Source organism: Brevibacterium aurantiacum (assembly GCF_007558825.1).
Classification (GTDB): Bacteria; Actinomycetota; Actinomycetes; order Actinomycetales; family Brevibacteriaceae; genus Brevibacterium; species Brevibacterium aurantiacum_A.
On the sequence record NZ_VLTK01000004.1, the window covers coordinates 170,823 to 186,338 of the forward strand.

Genomic DNA, 15,516 nt, shown 5'->3' on the forward strand with positions numbered 1-15,516 from the left:
TCCAAGTCTCTCAAACCCTGGCCCCTTATGGGGCCGGGATTCGCTTGATTTCCTGGTCGCCCAGCTCGCTCAGGACGGCGGTGATCGATCGCGGACCGGTGGGTGTGCGGATTTCTGCGGCTTCATCGAGCTCGGCCCATGGTGCGAGGACGAATGCACGTTCGTGCGCCCGTGGGTGGGGCAGGGTCAGTGCGTCGGTGTCGAGGATGAGCTCTGCCTGCGCAGTGCCGAAGCGGATCAGGTCGATGTCGAGGGTGCGTGGTCCCCAGCGCAGTTCCCGGGTCCGGCCGCAGGCGACTTCGATTCCCTGCGCCACTGCTAGGAGCTGTGGGGCGGGCAGGCTGGTGGCCACGATGATGCCCAGATTGAGGAAATCGTTCTGGTCGACTCCGCCCCAGGGCGCGGTGCGATACAGGGAGGATCGCCTGAGCACGGTGATCTTGGGATGTCGATCGAGTGCGGCAACGGCTTGCTCGAGTGTGTCCGTCGCATCGCCGAGGTTGGCCCCGAGATTGAGGTAGGCCTCTGTCTCGGCAGGCTCGGTCCCTGCAGGCTGATCATCGACCGTGTTGGCCGCAGCAGCGTCGGTGGTGTCGCGGGAACGGACGACGGTGACGCTGACGTCGTTGAAGCTGCGTTGGATCGGTGCTCCGGGCTTATGGACGACGACCTCGACATGTTCGGCCAGGCCCAGGCAATGCTCGGCGATCCGGGCGGCCAGGGTCTCGATGAGGTCGAAGATGTTGTCTTCGACGATGTGTGCGACGTCTTCGGCCAGTTCGCCGTAGTGGACGGTGTCGGCGATGTCGTCAGTGGCCGCTGCCCGCGATACGGAGGTGTGCAGGGTGACGTCGATGACGAAATCCTGGCCCTCACGCTTCTCGAAGTCGAAGACTCCGTGGTTGCCGCGCACTCTCAGCCCGCGCAGTTCGATCCGATCCGAATCGGCACTCATGCCTCTCCCTCCGCTGCACGCTCATCCGGAGTGGCTGCCGGGGCATGTGCGTTCACTGCGTGAATGACCTTGGCCGCGATCGCCGAGGTGGAAGGTTCGTGGACGCGCACCGCCCACGCTCCTGCCCTGGCCGACAGGGCCGAGATCGCAGCTGTGGCCTGATCCTTCGCCGACTCCTCGGCGAGTTTCGGGTCCTCCGGTGAGAGCAGGGTGGAGATGAAGCGTTTGCGGCTGGCCGCGACGAGGAGCCGATGATCCAGATCCGCAAACTCGTCGAGGGCACCGAGGATCTGCCAGTTGTGTTCGGCGTTCTTCGAGAAGCCCAGGCCCGGATCGAGGATGATGTTCTCATGTTTCACACCCACAGCCGTCGCTTCGTCGATTCTCGTCTTCAGCTCCGTGATCACCTCGGTGACGACATCGTCGTAATGGAAGGACGCCGACGCACGGTCGAGGTAGCCTCGCCAGTGCATGAGCACGACCGGGGCTGCGGTCTCGGCGGCGACGGTCAGCATCGCCGGATCGGAGAGTCCCGCGGAGACGTCGTTGATGATGTGGGCGCCGACGTCCAGTGATGCCTCTGCGACCTTGGCTCGCATGGTGTCGACGCTGATGAGGGCACCTGCGGCGGCCAACTCTCTGATCACTGGGACGACGCGGCGCAGCTCCTCCGCTTCATCGACTCTAACCGAGCCGGGGCGAGTGGACTCCCCTCCGACATCGATGATGTCTGCGCCCGAGCGCAGCAGTTCGAAACCGTGGGCGATCGCGGCGTCGTGGTCGAAGTAGCGACCGCCGTCTGAGAAGGAGTCGGGCGTGACGTTGAGGACGCCCATGATCTTCGTTCGTTCCGGTGTGGGCATGTGCGACCTCTATCTCCGGATGATCAGACTCATGGCTTCTGCTCGGGATGCCGTTTCGCGCAGCTGCCCGCGCACCGCCGAGGTGATGGTCGAGGCACCCGGTTTCCGGACTCCCCGCATGGTCATGCACAGATGTTCGGCCTCGACGACGACGATCGCGCCCTGAGGCTCGAGGTGTTCGACGAGTGCGTCGGCGATCTGAGTCGTCAGCCGTTCTTGGACCTGGGGGCGACGAGCATAGATCTCGACGAGGCGGGCCAACTTAGACAGTCCAGTGACTTTGCCGTTCTTACTCGGGATGTAGCCGATGTGGGCGACTCCGTGGAACGGCACCAGATGATGTTCGCACATCGAATACAGGTCGATGTCTCGGACGAGGACCATTTCCTCGTGGCTGATGTCGAAGGTCACGCCCAGAACGTCGGCCGGGTCGCGGTGGATGCCGGCGAAGACCTCTTCGTAGGCACGAGCGACCCTGGCCGGGGTCTCCAGCAGTCCTTCTCGATCAGGATCTTCACCGACGGCGATGAGGATCTCACGCACGGCGGCGGCGATCCGTGGCTGGTCGACCTTGTTGCCGGTGCCGGCGGGCGCCTTGCCGAGGACCTCCGTCACCTCTTCGAGCTCTGACATCAGTAGCCGCTCTCCCCGCTGCCGTCGATATTGCGTGGACCTGTCGGTCCGGATGGACCGGTCGGATCGTTGGGATTGATCGGACCCGTAGGGTTATGGGGCACGTGAGGTCCGCTTGCACCCGTCGGTCCCGCGCCGGGAACGTCGGTGGTGTCGACCTCCGAGCTGCCGTTGCTCTTGCCGTTGCGGTCCCCGCTCAATGGTGCAGGCGGATCGATGGGTCCGCGTTCGGAGACCGGGCGCTCGTCGTTGGCCAGCCACACATCGCGTGTGGGGCGTTTGACGATGGGGGTGAAGATCTCTGCCAGTGCCGCCTGATCAAGAGTCTCCCGCTCGAGCAGCTGGTAGGCGAGGTCGTCGAGGACGTCGCGGTTGTGCGTCAGCGCCCAGTAGGCATCAGCATGGGCGGCGTCGATGATGTCGCGAACCTCGCCGTCGATCGAGGACAGGGTCGCATCGCCGTACTCGTCGCCCCCGCCGTAACCGCGACCGGCGAAGGGCTCGCCCTGATCGTCGCCGATCTTGACCATGCCGAGCTTGTCGCTCATGCCGTACTGCGTGACCATCTTCCGGGCGATGTTCGTCGCCTTCTCGATGTCGTTGCTGGCACCGGTGGTGGGATCGTGGAAGACGACTTCCTCGGCCACGCGGCCGCCCATGGCGTAAGCCATCTGGTCGAGCAGCTCGTTGCGGGTCGTGGAGTACTTGTCCTCATTCGGCAGGACCATGGTGTAGCCCAGGGCGCGGCCACGGGGCAGGATAGTGACCTTGGTGACCGGGTCAGTCTGGTTCATCGCCGCGGCAACGAGTGCGTGTCCGCCCTCGTGATACGCGGTGATCAGGCGTTCCTTGTCGTTCATCAGTCGGGTCCGCTTCTGCGGTCCGGCGATGACGCGATCGATCGCCTCGTCGAGGATCCTGTTGTCGAGGACCTCCGCGCCCTCACGAGCGGTCAGCAGAGCTGCCTCGTTGAGGACGTTGGCCAGGTCCGCGCCTGAGAATCCGGGGGTGCGCTTGGCGATCTGGGCCAGATCGACGTCATCTGCTAAGGGCTTGCCCTCTGCGTGGACCTCGAGGATGTGCTGACGGCCCTTCATGTCCGGGGCCTCAACCGGGATCTGCCGATCGAAGCGACCGGGGCGCAGAAGCGCCGGGTCGAGAACATCGGGTCGGTTGGTGGCGGCGATGAGGATGACGTTGGTCTTCACGTCGAAGCCGTCCATCTCGACGAGCAGCTGGTTGAGCGTCTGTTCGCGCTCATCATGGCCGCCGCCCATGCCGGCTCCGCGCTGACGGCCGACAGCGTCGATCTCATCGATGAAGATGATGCAGGGAGCGTTCGTCTTAGCCTGATCGAACAGGTCGCGCACACGGGAGGCGCCCACGCCGACGTACATCTCGACGAAGTCAGAGCCTGAGATCGAGTAGAAGGGCACACCGGCTTCACCGGCCACGGCCTTCGCCAACAGGGTCTTACCGGTACCGGGCTGACCGTAGAGGAGGACGCCCTTGGGGATCTTGGCTCCCACGGCCTTGAACTTCTCCGGTTCGGCCAGGAACTCCTTGATCTCCTCGAGCTCTTCGAGTGCCTCGTCGACACCGGCGACGTCCTTGAACGTGACGTCCGGGTTCTCCTTGTTGACCAGCTTCGCCTTGGACTTGCCGAAGTTCATCATCTTCCCGCCCGACATCTGCGAGATGAGGAACCAGAAGACGACGAAGATGATGACGAACGGGATGAGAGTTCCCAACAGGGACATCAGCCAGCTCTGCTTGGGCACCTCGTCGGTGTATCCCTTGCTGGGCTCGGACGAGTCCACGGCCTTGACGATCTGTTCCCCACGCTGCTCCACGTAGAAGAACTGAACCTTCTTGCCGAAGTCCTCGCCCTCGATCTTGAGATCGTCTTTCAAAGTCAGGTCGACGCGCTGATCCTTGTCGACGATCTTGGCCTGTTCGACCTTGTCGTCCTGGAGCAGTTCGAGGCCTTGCTGGGTGTCAATCTGGCTGAATCCGACTCGGCTGAAGAGCAGAGCACCGATAGACACTACGAGGAGTGCCAGAACGATCCAGACCAATGGGCCCTTCGTCGCCTTGTTGAGCAGTGGGCGACGCTTATTCGACTCGGCCATAAGTCCTCTCAGGAAAAAGATGTGGGCAACCTGTTCAGGCTACCGAGGCTGCCTGGGAACATCCCCCACAGCCTAATACCTCGCACTGACATAGCTCGAATGCACCTGGTTTTGTTCCCGGGTGCGGTAGGCACTCAGTCAATGCGCGGAACGCTCATGCGCAACGCTCAGCTGTAGACGTGCTGAGCCAGGGTCGCGACGAACGGAACGTTGCGGTACTTCTCGGCATAGTCGAGTCCGTAGCCGATGACGAATTCGTTCGGAACGTCGAAGCCGATGTATTTGACGTCGATGTCGACCTTGACTGCTTCGGGCTTGCGCAGCATCGTGCAGATCTCGACGGTCGCCGCTCCACGCGAGCGCAGGTTCTGGACCAGCCAGGACAGAGTCAGGCCCGAATCGATGATGTCCTCGACGATCAGTACGTGACGGTCGGAGAGGTCAGTGTCGAGATCCTTGAGGATACGGACGACACCGGACGATTTGGTGCCCGAACCGTAGGAGGAGACGGCCATCCAGTCCATGGTCACTGGCGAATGGATTGCGCGAGCCAGATCCGCCATGACCATGACGGCACCTTTGAGGACACCGACGAGCAGAATGTCCTTGCCCTTGTAGTCTTCATCGATGGCGGCTGCCAGTTCAACGAGTCGTGCGGCTATCTGTTCTTCCGAGACAAGTACTTTTTCGATGTCATTGCCGAGATCGTTGATGTCCACAGGTGTCGAATCTCCTCGCTTGGGGTGGGGTGTGTCTCCATTATGATTCACTTCTGCCCTGGCGTGCCACCAAGGAAGTCGTTCGTGCCACCACGGAGGTCGTTCGTGCCACCACCGAGGTCTGATGGTGCACCGCGGGCGCCAGGTACGGCCAGCTCATCGTCGACTGTCCCCGGGGCGGCAGCAAGGTACCCGGTCACGCCCATGAGCGCCGAAACGCAGATCATGAACCCCAGCGGCACCGACCAGCCGCCGCTGAGTCCGAGGAGTCCGCCGACGGCCAAGGGGCCGATTGCCGCCAGCACATAGCCGCTGGACTGCACGAATGCTGAAGTCCTTGCAGTGATGGACACAGCTTGGGTGCGGCCCGTAATGAGGGCGAGCGCGGCGGGGAAGGCGAAGCCGCCGTAGCCTAGAAGGACTGCCCACAGCACCGGCACGGTGGTGGGCATGAGGAGCAGTCCGAGGTAGCCGCACACAGCGCTGACGGAGAAGCTGACGAGGAAGAAGCGAGGCAGGATGCTGCGCATGATGATCTGCGGGGCAAGGAAGCCGCCGGGGATCCCCCCGAGTGTGACGACGGTGAGCATGAGTCCGGCGAGGACCGGATCGATGCCCGCGTCACGGTAGATCTGCGGCACCCATCCGAACTGGACATAGGCGTTGACCGACTGCAGACCGAAGAACATCGCCATGTATCTGGCCTTGGCGGAGGTGAAGATATGTCGCCGAGGCGGGCCAGCCTCGTGCGTGTCCTGCTCGGGCTGATCCAGGCGGGGTAAGGATCGGACGAGCTTGAGGATGATCCAGGTGATAAGTGCGCAGGCAGGCACGAGCGCCCAGATGCCCAGTCCCACCCGCCAGTTGTCGAAGTGGCCGGTGAGCGGTGCGGTGAGGAAGGCGGGGAACATCGCGCCCAGTCCCAGGGACACCGTGAAGGCGGTGGCGCCGAGGTTGGCTCGGTGGGGGAAGCGCGTTTTCACGTACACCGGCAGAATGACGTTTCCTATGGACATTCCGGCCAACGCGACCACGGTCAGCCCGGCGAAGCCGAACCAGTTGTCGACGAGGACCCGGGCGCCTACTCCGACCGCGATCAGCACGCAGGTCATCGCCAGCGAGCTGAAGAGTCCGATCTTCTTGAGCACGGGAACGGCGATGAACCCGCAGAGTGCGAAGATCAGGCCGGGAAGTGCTGTGAGCAGGCCCGTCTGCCATTCGACTAAGGCGTAGGCGCCTTGGACTTCGGAGAGGACGGGTCCCAGAGACGATGCGGCCGGTCGCAGGGAGCAGGCGATGAGGATGAGGCCCACGAGTGCCAGCACGTCGAGTCCCCGACCCGTACGATGGCCGCATTCGGGCTGAGAGGTCATTGGCTCATCCTTTCAGACGCTGTGCTCGCTCGGTCCGGGGCCCTCATTCGGTGTGGACCCGTGCTCGTTGTCGGTCCGCACCCGAGCCCCACAACGGTATACCATTTGGAGATCAAGTGCCCTCCTACTCTCAAGGACGACGATGACCACTCTGAGAAATATTCGCCTCTTCCCCCGCACTGCCGATGCCCAGACTGTCGATGTCGAGATCGAAAACGGACGTTTCACCTCGTTCACGCCGACTCCCTCGGCGCAGGCGATCGGCCGTACCGATGCAGCCAGCGCCGAAGACATCGATGGGCCCGACATCATCGATGGGGCTGGGCGAGCGCTGCTGCCCAGCCTCGGCGACGTCCATGCCCACCTCGATTCGAACCGGATGGGCCAGACTTTCCGTCCCCACACTGCAGACGGAACGCTGCACGGCTACATCATGAACGATCGGGAGAACTGGCGGCAGGGCGAGCGCAGCGTCCGTGACCAGGCTGCCTTCGTGATCGCAGAGATCGTCTCCTCCGGCGGTACGCGCATCCGCTCACATACCCAGATCGATGCCGACTGCGGTCTCGAGCGCTTCCTCGGCGTCCGGGATGCACTGGCCGATCACGCTGCGATCCTCGACTCTCAGATCGTAGCCTTCCCGCAGGCCGGCATCGTACGCGAAAAGGGCGTCAGAGATCTTCTCGACGCGGCCTTGAGCGAGGGCGCTGATCTGGTCGGAGGACTCGATCCGCTCCAATACGACCGCGATCCGGTCGCTCATCTCGACGTTGTCTTCGGGCTTGCCCAGAAGCACGGCAAAGGCGTCGACATCCATCTGCATGAGCGCGGCAGCGCAGGCGTGTTCAGTTTCGAGGAGATCGCCCACCGCACGAAGGCTCTCGGAATGGAGGGGAAGGTGACGATCTCCCACGCCTTCGCCCTGAGTTCCAACCCTGCACCAGAGGTCGAACGGATCATCGAGCTCGTCGCCGAGGTGGGCATCTCGCTGACGACTGTGGCACCGCAGAGCGGCGTCCTGCCGCGGCGCAGCCTGCGTGAGAATCGGGTAGCTTTGGGGCTTGGCGAGGACGGTCAGCGCGACTACTGGAGTCCCTACGGTGACGGTGACCTGCTGCGGCGGACCTGGCAGCTGGCATTCACGAATGGGCATCGCCAGGATGAGGACATCGAGGCGTGCCTGGACATCGCCTCCCGAGGTGGGGCACAGGTGATGGCCGGTGCCCGACCGGACGGAACCGCACTGGTCGATGATGTCCGCTTCGGTCTGGGCGTCGGTGCGCCGGCGGACTTCATGCTGCTCGAGGCCGATACGGTCACCTCGGCGATCATGGACTGCCCTGCCGATCGCGACGTCTTCAAGAATGGAGAGCTGGTGGCCACCGGCGGCCACCTGGTCGACGGCAGGGCCTGAGCCAAGGACCGGAGCTTGCAGTCACCTCGTCTTCGCGTCGCGACGAAAGCACAGGAGCTGCCTGGTGATGATCACTTCGGTGTCACCGGGAAGCGACAGACGAGCATGTGGGCGCCCCGTGGCCCCAGGTTCGCGAATCTGGGCGCACAGTTGCGCCACGCGGGCGGCGCCGAGGCTCTGTGCGGGCACGCCGAGGGAGATCAGCCACTCGCGGACGACGCGGGAGAGGATCGCATCCTCCATAACCGCCAATTCGGCCAACGGCACCTCGGTGCGTCCGCGCACGGCGGCGGCCGAGGTCTCGGCGAGCCCATCGAGGAGGTCAGCATCGGCACGGCACAGCTCGGCGGTGCGGGCCAGGTTCGCGGTGACAGGCTGGCCCAGGTCGGCCTCCAGAGTGGCCAGCAGGGTGCGGGCACGCACCCGGGCGAAGGAATCGTCGGCGTTCATCGGGTCATCCCAGACCTCGATGCCCTGAGCCCGGCACGAGGCGACGTTGGTCGCCCGTTCGATGTCGAGCAGGGGGCGCACCACTGTGCCGGTGCGCAGAGCCATTCCAGCCAGGGACCTCGTGCCCGAACCACGCATCAGTCCCAGCAGCACCGTCTCCGCCTGGTCACTGCGGGTGTGCGCGGTCAGCACCCACTCGGCCCCATGCGCTTCCCGGGCGGCTTCGAGTGCGCCGTAGCGGGCATCGCGGGCGGCGGCTTCGAGGCCCTCGTCACCGGCTGCGACGGTGACGGTGGCGACCTCGGCGGGCAGACCCCAGGATTCGGCGATGGAGACGACCCGGCGGGCCACCTCGGCGGTCGAGGACTGCAGACCATGGTCGACGGTCACGGCATGCGCATGCAGCTCCCCACGACGGTGGAGGAAGGCGCAGGCGTGCAGCAGCGCCATTGAGTCCGCTCCCCCGGAGACCGCGATGATGACCGTGGGCTGTAAGCTGCCCAACCGGGCCAATGTTTCACGAACACTGCTGCGGATCGCTCCGCTGGCCGGATCGAGGCTCGGTCGCCGAGGTGGTCGCGCCTCAGCCGTGGACACGGTCCAACCACAGGCTCGGGGTGTGGATCTCCTCGCTCCTCGGCAGGTTCTCCGGTTTGGCATAGATGGCGGAGAAACCGGTCTGGCCGACTTCCTTGCGGATGGCGCGGACGAACGTGGCGCCGTCACGGTACTGAGCGAGTTTGAGGTTCATGCCCAGCAGGTTCGACAGGAATCCGCCCTGACCCGCGTCGCGGCGAGCTTCGAACTTGCGTCGCAGCTTCCGCACGCTCGGGATCACTTCGATGCCGACCTCGTCCATGACCACGTCGGCGTGCCCTTCGAGCAGGCTGAGGATCGCCGTGGCCTCGTCGAGGGCGCTGCGCATCCCCTCGTCCCTGATCAGATCGACCATGCTCGCATCGCCCTTGATGATCCGGCCCACAGTGGAGAAGACGTCAGCGAGACCGCTGATGCCAGGTGCCTTGAGCGGGGTCGCGACGACCTGAGACAGGAGAGAGCGCATGTGCTCACGCAACCAGGGCGCGGTGGCGAACTGCACCTGGTGCGTGGCCTCGTGCAGGGCCACCCACATGCGAAAGTCGCGCGGCTTGACGTTCATCGCCGCTTCGGCGTTGAGAATAGCGGGTGCGACGAACATCAGCCGGCCCGTGTCCACAGCAAAGGGGTCGAATTGGCCCAGAACTCGAGTCGACAGCAGCGAGAGCACGCCTGCCAATTCCACGGCGGCCGCTTTCGCTGCTCCCGGACCGACCGGGGCGGGCAGGGAATCCGCGTCGACCATGCCGTTGAGCGACTGCGCATTGGCCTTGATCCAGCCGATCTGATCGAGCACGAGCACGGAACCGGCGCCCAGGCGACTGCGCACGTCATCGGCATGGGCAGGGTCGAGGAGGAATGAGTCGACGACGAGTTCCTGCGCCGTCAGCGCATTGTCTTTGAGCCCGGCGACCAGCGCGTCGAGTTCATCGGTGTCGGGCATACGCGCTGCGGGGACGACTTCCCGGGCTGTGCGGGCGGCGAACTTCTCATCGACGATCATCGGCAGCCGCAATTCGCGAGTGCTGCGACGATATCGTCAACCGTCTTCCTGGCTTCCAAAATCTTGTCCTTGTCCACGTCGTCGATCTGCAGGGTGAAGACGAGATAGCGTCCATCGGCATCGAGCACCCCTCCTGCCAGTGAGGTCACGGTCGACAGGGTCCCCGTCTTCGCGTGCACCGTCCCGGCTGCAGTCCTATCTTTGGTGAAACGTTCGGCCAGTGTGCCGGTCAGTCCTCCGACGGGCATGTAGCTGATGAGGCTGGAGAGCGAATCATCGGCGACGACTGATGCCTGCAGGATCGTCGTCAGATCGTGCGGACTGATCCGGTTGTCATAGGACAGGCCCGAGGTGTCCTCCAGGTGGGTCTTACCCAGGTCCACGGAATCGGACAGGGCCGCCAACACGGCTTCGGGGCCGGATTCCAAGCTTCCCGACTCGCCCTGGGCGATGGCGACTTCGTTGCCGAGGACCTCGGCTACGACGTTGTCGCTGTGCACGAGCGCGTATTCGACGATCTCGGAGATCGTGGCCGATTCCACCCCCGCCAGCTCGGTGATTTCGGAATCTCCGTGAGACTTCGCGTCGTCACCTGTCTCAGCGGCAGGTGCAGGCTTGTCGGTGACCGTGACTCCAGCTGCCTTGAGCTCTTTGGCAAAGACTGCGAAGGCGTCCTTGGCCGGGTGCTCGCTGCGGCCTCGCCATTCCTTGTCTTTGCTGCCGACATACCCGGTGTCGATCATCAGCGGCTGGATCGGCGTGATGACGCCCTTGGCGATATCGGCACGCTCCCATCCTGGACTGAAGTCCTCGCCCGTGTATCGGGAGGTGTCCAAGTCCAGGGCCACCTCGGCGACGTTCCGGCTCTTGAGTGATTCGGCGGTCTGCTGAGCCAGCGTCGTCAGGCCCGCGTGACCGTTCACGGCACCCGGCTGGGACTCCCCCGCACCCAGCAGCGAGTCTCCGCCGCCTGTCAGCGTCACCGTCGAGGTGGACGGGTCGAATTCCGTGGTCGTGCTCAGCCGCTTCTCGCCGCCGATGCTCAACAGCGCCGCCGAGGCGGTGAGGACCTTGGTCACCGAGGCCGGCGTGCGAGGTTTGTTCTCGTTCTCGGCGTAGAGGATGTCATCGCTGAGCCCGTCGCGGATCTCGATCCCGAAGCCCTTGACTTTGGCATCCGAGAGGACCCTATCCACCGTGTCGGGGACCTTGGTGGGCACAGGTGCGGAATCATCCAGCGCCGAGGCGGGGGCGGGCATGTCCTTCCCCTGTGCGTGAGGAGCGGGGACCGCCTGGACCTCGACGGCGGGGTCGGTGGTCAGGATTCCCGGGAGCTCGGGAAAGACGTCGTAGGCGTCGATTGCAGCAACCGCGCCCAGCACGATGGCGAGGCTGCCTGCGGTGATGCCGGCGACAGCCTTCTTCGACCGCTTCCGCCTCTTCCGCTCCGGGGTCTGGTTCAAGCGCGGGCTCTCATTCTCATTGCCATCGTCCTCGCCGTAGCCGTTGTGGTTGTCGTTCGTGGGGACTTGTAAGCTCTATTCTAGTGATGCAACCCTAGCTTGAAGGAGCACTATGGAACTCTTGGCCACAATCGAGATCCCGCGCGGATCGCGCAACAAGTACGAGGTCGATCATGAGACAGGTCGAGTCAAGCTCGACCGCTACCTCTACACCTCGATGCAGTACCCCGCTGACTACGGCTTCTTCGAGGACACACTGGGCAATGACGGGGACCCGCTCGACGTTCTCGTGCTGCTGCCCGAACCCCTCTTCCCGGGCGTCCTCATCGACGTCCGCCCCATCGGCATGTTCAAGATGGAAGACGAAGCAGGCGGCGACGACAAGGTCCTCGGCGTCACGGCCGGCGATCCCCGCTGGGAGAGCTACCAGGACATCGGCGACGTCGATCAGTTCACCCTCGACTCGATTGAGCACTTCTTCACCCGCTACAAGGATCTTGAGCCCGGCAAGTTCGTCAAGGGCTCCAGCTGGGTCGGCCGCGCTGAGGCTGAGGCCGAGGTCGAGGCTTCGATCAAGCGCTTCAAAGACTCTCACTGAGTTCACCCTCACCGAGGTGGTGTGAAGCATCGCCTCACCCGTGATCCGAGACCGTCCGGACCTCGCCGTCCGGGCGGTCTCTGCATTCATCAGACGAGCGGCTGCCGCACCTGGAACGACCCACTACTTAGGTGAACCTAATGAGAAGTGTGAGCCAGGTTATGCGATTGTCGAGACATGAAACTCGATCATGTGTCATTCGCCAGCGAACCAGACGGGTACAAAGCCACTGCCGAGCGCATCTCGGAGAAGCTCGGCGTGGTTCCCTACGACGGTGGTGTGCATCCTCGATTCGGTACCAGAAATCTGATCTTCCCTCTCGCGAACGGTCATTACCTCGAAGTCGTCGAAGCCTTGGAGCACCCGGCCGCGTTGTCAACACCCTTCGGCCAGGCAGTGCGAGCTCGTTCCGAGCTCGGCGGCGGCTGGATGGGCTGGTGCGTTTCGGTCGATGACCTCGCCGGAGTGGAGACCCGCCTCGAACGCAAAGCCGTCGACGGAAACCGCACCCCGGAATCAGGCCTGGAACTCAAGTGGCTGCAGATCGGAATCAAGGGGCTCATCGCCGACCCTCAGCTTCCGTTCTTCATCAAGTGGGCAGCCGACTCGTCTCAGCATCCTTCGTCCTACAAGACCAATGGCGATGTCGCCATCGACACCCTGCAGATCGCCGGGGATCGTGATCGACTCCGCGACTGGTTGGGAACCCAGGATCCCAAGCCCATCCCAGAGATCCACATCGACTGGTCGGCGCCGCACGGCACCCCCGGCATCATGTCGATCAGCTTCGACTCCGCCAAGAACGGCCTCGTCACCATCTGAGTCGCCGTTGTGGCCGTTGCCGGGCGACCGGCTGCGCACAGCCCAGAGGGCATCACACCAACGCGGTGTGATGCCCTCTGCGCTTCGTCGGCCCCCTCCCTGTCCGGTCTCAGAGGAGGCACTCGGTCCACCGTGGTTCGCCGCGACACGTCGCCAGACAGCCGAAGAGTGGGCATTCAGCACGAATGCCCACTCTCAAGCGGATTGGCACAGGGTCAGACCTCGACGCGGTCTTCGGTGCCTAGATCAGTTGTCCCGACCGTTGCCATTGCCCCGACCGTTGCCGTTATTGCCGTTGGAATCCTTCTTCGGCGGTTTGCCGTTGTCCTTGCCCTTGCCCCGCAGGACCTGGACGACGGATGGGCGCGGCATCGCGGCGACTCCCGCGTCGACATCGGTGGCATCGACGAAGTCCGGGAACTGCGAGTGCTGGTTGGCCCAGCTTCCGTCCTCACCTGGATGCTGGACGGCGACGAAGGCTGACTTGTCGTCGTCGTGGATCAGCGGTCCGCAGACCTCTCCCTCACGCGGGACGGAGAGGAACTGCTCGACGCGGCCCCTCTGTTTGCCTTCGATCGTGACCTTGAACAGCCCGTCGCAGTACCCGATTCCATCGGGGGCGCCATCGGTGGAGATCCACAGATTGCCGGCGCTGTCGAAGGTGACGTTGTCGGGACACGAGATCGGCGAGACCTGGTCGACAGGGAAGCCGGAGAAGTACGTCTTGTCTCCCTGCTTCGGATCGCCGCAGACCATCAGCAGGGACCAGTCGAACTCGGTGCCGGTGTGGTCACCCCCGCGTTCGGTCAGCTCCACAATGTGACCGTCACGGTTCTCAGTCCGTGGGTTGGCCTCATCGGCTGCTGCTTTGCCGTCTGTGCCGCGGTCAGAGTTGTTGGTGCAGGCGACGTAGATCTTCCCGTTGACCGGGTTCGGCTCGACGTCCTCGCAGCGGTCCATCTTCGTGGGCCCGACCTTGTCCGCTGCCAGCCTGGTGTTGACCAGCACCTCGTCGATCGCCATTCCGGAGACTTGGGACTTGCCGTCCGTGATCAACGGCAGCCACTGCCCGCTGCCATCGAACTCTCCGTCTGCAGGCACTGCGCCGCTGCCGTCGATTTCGCTCTTCGGTGAGTTGCCGGTGAACTTCGCAACGAAGAGGTCGCCCTCGGACAGGAGGGTGAGGTTATGGGGCAGGTCGCCTTCGATGTACTTGCCCTTGGACACGAACTTGTAGAGGTAATCGAACTTCTCGTCATCACCCATGTAGGCGACAGCGTGCCCTGATTCCGCGATCGTGATGTTTGCGCCCTCGTGCTTGAACCGGCCGAGGCTGGTGTGTTTGAGCGGAGTCGATTCCGGGTCCCGAGGGTCGACCTCGACGATCCATCCGAAGCGGTTCGCTTCGTTGCCGTAACCGGATTTGTTCGTATCGAAACGCTGCAGATCGTCTTCCCACCCGTAGGCCGAGGCGTCATTGGTCAGTCCGTAGCGCTTATCGGCTTCGGATTTGCCCTGCGCCCTGAAATAGGAGTTGAAGTTCTCTTCACCGGAGACCAGTGTTCCCCACGGGGTCAGGCCGCCGGAGCAGTTGCCCAGTGTGCCCTGGACCTTGTCACCCTTGGGATAGTCTCGAGTCCGGAGCAGATCGGATCCGGCGGCGGGCCCGGTGAACTCGTATTCTGTGCCGATGAGGAAGCGACGGTTGTTCGCACCGTTGACGTCGACGGCCCACGGAGTCTTCGCGTTCCTGCGCTCGAGCTCGACGACGGTGAGTCCGTGTGCTTCGCGGCTGATGGCCCGCTTGGTCTTCTCGTCCATGGAGTCGGGGTACATGATGGCATCGTTGCTGTACTCATGGTTGGCGAAGAGCAGGGCCCGATTGCCGTCTCCGCTGCGATCGACCTGAATCTCGAGGAAGTCGTTGTTGTACCCGAACTGGCGTCGCTGCTTCTTCACCGACTGGTTCTCCGGATCGAACGGCTCCGAGTCGGGGAAGAGTGCGTCACCCCAGCGCACGATCGGGTGCCAGGAGTAGCCATTGGGTACGACGAACTCGTCGATTTCGTGGTGCACCGGGTCGATGGCCTTGAACGCGAGGCTCTTCCCCTTGGCTGTTGCACTGCTCGCGCTTGGGCTGGGCGCCGTCGTCACTGCGATCGCCAGGGCTCCGGCGGCTGAAGCGCCGAGTGCGGCCCGTCGGGTCAGCTGGGTTCCGACGATGTCGCGGAAGTAGCTGTTCGATGACGTGTTGCAGATTGCCTTGCTGCACGCGTTGTCGCATTTGAGTGCGCAGGTGACGGGGCTTCGCTTGCCACGGACATGTCCGGCCATGGGCAGAAGTTCACGTAGGGGTGCCATCGGTTGTCTCCTCGGATCGGGTCTTTCGGTTCCCTCCTCACCAGGCGAAGGGGAACTCACCCGATCGAGAATTCCACCGTGACTTGGCCCCAGTCCTACCGCTTGGTGAACTGGGAATGAACCCACGAACAGC

13 protein-coding genes are annotated in these 15,516 nt (G+C 63.7%); 3 read left to right on the forward strand and 10 right to left on the reverse strand.

All coding sequences use genetic code 11. The annotated features are described in order from the left end of the window. Positions 1-25: 25 nt before the first annotated feature. From folK to FO013_RS08210, 6 genes are all read right to left on the reverse strand, one after another. Positions 26-955 (reverse strand): 2-amino-4-hydroxy-6-hydroxymethyldihydropteridine diphosphokinase, encoded by a 930-nt coding sequence (gene folK, locus FO013_RS08185; RefSeq protein ID WP_143922058.1) that lies wholly within the window; start codon positions 953-955, stop codon positions 26-28. Continuing rightward, the gene (gene folP / locus FO013_RS08190) at positions 952-1,818 is read right to left on the reverse strand and encodes a dihydropteroate synthase (RefSeq protein WP_143922059.1); all 867 of its coding nucleotides are present in this window, start codon (positions 1,816-1,818) and stop codon (positions 952-954) included. Before folP ends, folK begins: the two co-directional genes overlap by 4 nt. Positions 1,819-1,827: 9 nt before the next feature. After that, complete coding sequence (gene folE / locus FO013_RS08195) at positions 1,828-2,451, reverse strand: GTP cyclohydrolase I FolE (protein ID WP_143922060.1); 624 nt, start codon at positions 2,449-2,451, stop codon at positions 1,828-1,830. Further along, complete coding sequence (ftsH, locus tag FO013_RS08200; protein WP_143922061.1) at positions 2,451-4,583, reverse strand: ATP-dependent zinc metalloprotease FtsH; 2,133 nt, start codon at positions 4,581-4,583, stop codon at positions 2,451-2,453. The genes folE and ftsH overlap by 1 nt, the downstream gene beginning before the upstream one ends. Positions 4,584-4,750: 167 nt before the next feature. After that, on the reverse strand, positions 4,751-5,302 hold the full coding sequence (gene hpt, locus FO013_RS08205; RefSeq protein ID WP_092103277.1) for a hypoxanthine phosphoribosyltransferase: 552 nt from the start codon (positions 5,300-5,302) through the stop codon (positions 4,751-4,753). A 47-nt stretch (positions 5,303-5,349) separates the two neighbouring features. Further along, positions 5,350-6,675 carry an MFS transporter gene (locus FO013_RS08210; protein ID WP_143922062.1) on the reverse strand — a complete coding sequence of 442 codons (1,326 nt, stop codon included), beginning with the start codon at positions 6,673-6,675 and terminating at the stop codon, positions 5,350-5,352. Between the two features lie 142 nt (positions 6,676-6,817). Between FO013_RS08210 and FO013_RS08215 the strand changes: the two genes are divergently transcribed. Further along, on the forward strand, positions 6,818-8,089 hold the full coding sequence (locus FO013_RS08215) for an amidohydrolase family protein (RefSeq protein WP_143922063.1): 1,272 nt from the start codon (positions 6,818-6,820) through the stop codon (positions 8,087-8,089). Positions 8,090-8,110: 21 nt separating this feature from the next. Here the strand turns inward: FO013_RS08215 and tilS are convergent, their stop codons facing one another. The 3 genes from tilS to dacB are packed head-to-tail and all read right to left on the reverse strand — an operon-like array spanning position 8,111 to position 11,602. Then, on the reverse strand, positions 8,111-9,136 hold the full coding sequence (gene tilS, locus FO013_RS08220; protein WP_260848058.1) for a tRNA lysidine(34) synthetase TilS: 1,026 nt from the start codon (positions 9,134-9,136) through the stop codon (positions 8,111-8,113). Next, complete coding sequence (locus FO013_RS08225) at positions 9,123-10,139, reverse strand: zinc-dependent metalloprotease (RefSeq protein WP_143922065.1); 1,017 nt, start codon at positions 10,137-10,139, stop codon at positions 9,123-9,125. The genes tilS and FO013_RS08225 overlap by 14 nt, the downstream gene beginning before the upstream one ends. Then, positions 10,136-11,602, reverse strand: coding sequence for a D-alanyl-D-alanine carboxypeptidase/D-alanyl-D-alanine endopeptidase (gene dacB, locus FO013_RS08230; protein ID WP_143922066.1), 1,467 nt, complete (start codon positions 11,600-11,602; stop codon positions 10,136-10,138). The genes FO013_RS08225 and dacB overlap by 4 nt, the downstream gene beginning before the upstream one ends. 112 nt (positions 11,603-11,714) lie before the next feature. Between dacB and FO013_RS08235 the strand changes: the two genes are divergently transcribed. Continuing rightward, positions 11,715-12,200, forward strand: a complete 486-nt coding sequence (locus FO013_RS08235; RefSeq protein ID WP_143922067.1) for an inorganic diphosphatase — start codon at positions 11,715-11,717, stop codon at positions 12,198-12,200. 177 nt (positions 12,201-12,377) lie between these two features. Then, entirely contained in the window at positions 12,378-13,022 is a 645-nt protein-coding gene (locus FO013_RS08240; RefSeq protein ID WP_143922068.1) for a VOC family protein, read from the forward strand. A gap of 246 nt (positions 13,023-13,268) precedes the next feature. On the opposite strand, the gene FO013_RS08245 is transcribed toward FO013_RS08240, so the two are convergent. Next, a complete protein-coding gene (locus FO013_RS08245) occupies positions 13,269-15,383 on the reverse strand; it encodes a PhoX family protein (RefSeq protein ID WP_143922069.1) in 2,115 nt (704 codons plus the stop codon). Positions 15,384-15,516 lie beyond the last annotated feature (133 nt).

Bases quoted from the DNA above. Each gene is read 5' to 3' on its own strand.
- ftsH (WP_143922061.1), bottom strand. From the start codon at position 4,583: ATGGCCGAGTCGAATAAGCGTCGCCCACTGCTCAACAAGGCGACGAAG.
- folK (WP_143922058.1), bottom strand. From the start codon at position 955: ATGAGTGCCGATTCGGATCGGATCGAACTGCGCGGGCTGAGAGTGCGC.
- FO013_RS08245 (WP_143922069.1), bottom strand. From the start codon at position 15,383: ATGGCACCCCTACGTGAACTTCTGCCCATGGCCGGACATGTCCGTGGC.
- FO013_RS08215 (WP_143922063.1), top strand. From the start codon at position 6,818: ATGACCACTCTGAGAAATATTCGCCTCTTCCCCCGCACTGCCGATGCC.
- folP (WP_143922059.1), bottom strand. From the start codon at position 1,818: ATGCCCACACCGGAACGAACGAAGATCATGGGCGTCCTCAACGTCACG.
- FO013_RS08225 (WP_143922065.1), bottom strand. From the start codon at position 10,139: ATGATCGTCGATGAGAAGTTCGCCGCCCGCACAGCCCGGGAAGTCGTC.
- FO013_RS08210 (WP_143922062.1), bottom strand. From the start codon at position 6,675: ATGACCTCTCAGCCCGAATGCGGCCATCGTACGGGTCGGGGACTCGAC.
- folE (WP_143922060.1), bottom strand. From the start codon at position 2,451: ATGTCAGAGCTCGAAGAGGTGACGGAGGTCCTCGGCAAGGCGCCCGCC.
- FO013_RS08240 (WP_143922068.1), top strand. From the start codon at position 12,378: ATGAAACTCGATCATGTGTCATTCGCCAGCGAACCAGACGGGTACAAA.
- FO013_RS08235 (WP_143922067.1), top strand. From the start codon at position 11,715: ATGGAACTCTTGGCCACAATCGAGATCCCGCGCGGATCGCGCAACAAG.